Origin of the sequence: Clostridium cavendishii DSM 21758 (assembly GCF_900141845.1) — a bacterium.
Classification (GTDB): Bacteria; Bacillota; Clostridia; order Clostridiales; family Clostridiaceae; genus Clostridium_AG; species Clostridium_AG cavendishii.
In genome coordinates this window covers 1-4031 of sequence record NZ_FQZB01000039.1, presented here as the reverse complement: position 1 = coordinate 4031, position 4031 = coordinate 1, and the positions used below count along the sequence as shown (strand labels likewise).

At 30.5% G+C, this 4031-nt stretch carries 2 protein-coding genes; both read right to left on the bottom strand.

The window, feature by feature from the left end; translation table 11 throughout:
- Window positions 1-3515 (bottom strand): 5'-nucleotidase C-terminal domain-containing protein (locus tag BUB01_RS22460; RefSeq protein WP_072993939.1); only part of this gene is annotated, 3515 nt, incomplete at its 3' end.
- 359 nt (window positions 3516-3874) lie between these two features.
- On the bottom strand, window positions 3875-4003 hold the full coding sequence (locus tag BUB01_RS24040; protein ID WP_207650010.1) for an LPXTG cell wall anchor domain-containing protein: 129 nt from the start codon (window positions 4001-4003) through the stop codon (window positions 3875-3877).
- Window positions 4004-4031 lie beyond the last annotated feature (28 nt).

Below are 4031 nucleotides of genomic sequence, written 5' to 3'. Positions count from 1 at the left end.
TTATTTTCAAGCTTAGATTCAACTTTTGCTTGTTCTTTATTTTCAGGTTTAGTTGGATTTACAGGTTTACCTGGATCTACTGGATTAGTTGGATCTACTGGTTTTACGTCTTCTTTATATTCTCCAGCGATTAATGGTTGTTCGAACTTAAAGTTAAGTGCTTTATCTTTTGATGTAGTTTCTTTAAGTTCTTTTGCTAAAACATCTCTTATTGGAACTTGAGTATTTACCATATCCGAAACGCCAGATTTAAAATCAAACTCATCTCCACCACCTGACATAAAGTCATTAGTTACTATTGAGTATACTCCATCTTCTTTAACAACTGTTCCATCATCTAAAAGCATTTTTGTTATTCTTGAACCAAATGGTGCCTTTTCATCATAATAAACTTTAACACCAGCGACTTGTACCCAACCATACTTTTCATTATTTATTCCATTTTCTACTAGTTTCTTTAATTGTTTACCTGTAATATTCATCTTAACTAAAGTATTATCAAATGGCATCACATCATAAAGGTTACTCATTGTTATTTCACCTTTAGCTATTGATGTTCTTAATCCACCACCATTTGTTATACCTATTTGTACACCTGTAGCCTTTGCCATTACTTTAGATGTCCAATATCCAAGTACTGATGTTCCTGGATTTCTTCTATCATGGTCTAATGCTAAATCACTATATCCTACTACTTCATTTAAAAGTGGTTTTACTTGTTCTGAATATTTATCTACCATAGAAGTAATTTCTTTATCTGGAACTATATCTTTTGCTCTAGTTGTAACTTTATCTAATTTAACATCACTAGCTATAAGTTTATTTTTCACATCAAATGTTAAATTAATATTTCCAACATTTCTTCCATTATATCCTGTCTGGATTACAGGAATACCATTTACTTTACCTTCTACCTCTTGATGTGAATGTGCTGTTATTACTGCATCTACATTCTTAGCTTTTTTAGCTAGTTCTGCACCTTCACCTGTTATTTCTTTAGTAGTTTTATCTTGGAAAGTTCCTAAGTGAGATAATACAACTACTGCATCTGCTTTACCTTCACTTACACCTTCATTTTTTAATTTATCTGCCCAATAATTAGTAGTTTCCACTGGATCCTTAAATTCTATATTCTTAACATTTTCTGCTTTTGTCTGATATAAAGTATCTGGAGTTGTTATACCTATAACACCAATTTTAACTCCATCTTTTTCTATCATTTTATATGGTTTAGCCCAACTTACTACTGCTGTTTTACCTTTTTCAGTAATATTAGCTGCTAAGAAATCCATTCCTGAATCTTTAGACCACTCTGCAAATATGCTTGATCCATCCTTAGTGCTTAGTCCCCAGTCAAATTCATGGTTACCAACAGCTGATGCTTCAAAACCATTAGCTTTAAAGAATTCATTCATAGGCTTTCCAGTTAAAAGGTTTGATAATGCAGAACCTTGGTAATTATCGCCTCCTGAAAGTAAAATAGTATCAGAATTCTTATTTTTGTAATCTTTAAATACTGTTGTTAATTTAGCTAATCCTACATTTTTCCCATTTTCAGGTATAGCACCATGAATATCATTTATTGATAATAATGGAATTTTTTTATTTAAATCTGCTTCTGTAATACTAGCAACGTTAACTGATCTTCCATCAACTGATCTTGGAATAGCTATTTTCCCAGCCTTTATTTTTTCAACTGCTAACTTTCTCAACTCAGAATCCCAATTGTTCCCTACTATTTTCCAGTTAGAAGTACAATCATTTTTAATTATTCCACCTTTAACATTTTTGATATACTCGCCTATAAGCTCTCTTACTCCACCAATATCTCCCTTTACATCTTTTTCAATAAGTTTAGGTAGCGCTTCTCCTTGCTTAAAGATTGGTCCGTAAGTTAATAATTGAGTATTAGCTCTATAGTTATTTACTGCAAGAATTAATTTATCAGTATCTTTTATTTCTGCACCATTAGCTTTTGTTAAATTCTTAATTCTTTCTCCAGCTGGTTTTGATATATCTATATCATAGTTAACTCCATTAAACATATCGTAATTATATAATCTTACATCTGGATTAAAGGAAACTGTTAAATCTCCTTGCTTATATTGATTATAATAGCTAACCGACCATTCCATATACTTTTTAAGCTGCGCTCCAGTAACTTCTAGCTTATATAAAGTATTTTCATAAGTATATATTAAGGATGAATCCGCTTTCTTTACATCTCCGGCCTTAATATTTTGGTCTGCTTTAAACATGGCTGCACCTGATACATCAGCTCCGGTATAATGCATTTGAACTTCGTTTATAAATTGCATCATAGCTGTTGGCTCTAATTGTGCTTGTGGAATCTCCTTAATCTCATTTTCTGGAGCAAGAGCTCCACCTTCTAATTTACCTATAACTATATTGGCATCCTTTAATGCAAATTCATGATAAGGTTTTAAATCATTCATTAATTTCTGATCTGGTTCATAATTAACTTTTTTTGCTGTACCATCATATATTTCGTAAAGCTTAGCTTTTACATCGTTAACCTTATCAACAACCTTATATTTACCATCAACTTTTTTAACAGTTATATCAACTTTACCTATAGTCTTTGATCTAGCATTATTTTCTATCATTTTAACGCCACTATATACGTTATTTTTGGATACTTTATTGTCATTATTAGGTATTATATCATCTACCATTTTATGACCGTGACCTGCTACTACAAAGTCTAAACCTTGAACCTCTTTTAATAGATTTTCTACTCCTGAACCATAATTTTCATACTCATCACTTTCACTCATATGAACTACAGCAACTATAACATCTGCCTTATTACTATCTTTAATCTCCTTTATAGCTGCCTTTGCTTCATCTATAGGGTTGGTTACTTTATATCCATTTAAATTCTCAGCATCCCAATGTACTATATTTGGAGTAGTTATACCTAATAAAGCAACTTTCACTCCTCCTCTATCTACTATTTTGTAGTTAGAATACATTCTTGTAGTTCCATCTTTTTCATAAACATTACTACTTAAAACTGTATTATCATTATTAATAGGACTATAGGCCTGCTTTAACTTAGGAACACCTTGATTAAATTCATGATTTCCTAATGTTACTGCATCGTAACCGATTTCTTGAAAAGCTTTTATCATAGGATGTCCAATTAATCCACTTGCCTTATAATCTGGATTACTATCAAAGAATATCTGTGCTGAATTTTCTTGGATTGTATCTCCAGCATCTACAACTATTGTATTTGGATTAGTCCCCCTGAAACTTTTAACAGCTGTAGCTATTTGCGTTAAACTTCCTGTCTTATCTTCTTTATTTTGAGCATAATCATAAGGATAAAATCTTCCGTGATTATCTGATGTCGCTAAAATTTGAATGTTCACGCTTTCATCTGTTACAGCATGTACAGGAATCCCAGGCAAAATTAAGCTTCCCATCATTAAAGCACTTATTGTTGCTGCCAAAGCTCTTTTCTTTTTGAATTGTTTTAATGTAAACATAGCTTGCACCCCTTTTCTTTTTTATTCGTGCTACTATTATATAATATACATAATATTTAAATCTAGATATTTTTTGCTAAATCTAAGTAAAGATTACTTTAAGATTATTTAACTTTCATTTTTACTTGTTATATTTTGATACTTTATTATACAAAAAACACTATTTTTATATTTTTAATATATTTTAACAGTTATTTTTATAACTTTATTATATGTATAAGTTTACATAGAATGATTTGTTTTTGCGTTAAAATTATTTTATCAACTTATTTAAACACATTTTTTATATTTCTAATTAACAAAAGTAAGGTGCTAAGAATATTAATATATCTTTAGCACCTTAAATTTATATAATCATATTATTTTTTTCTTCTAATAACAACTACTCCTAGTCCTATAAGACCTAATGCTAATAGCGCGGCATTTGTTGTATTTACATCACTTCCTGTTTTAGGCAATGAGCTATCTCCATCTTGCTTTTCTGCTATTACATATTGTGAGAAGTGAGGAGTTAAG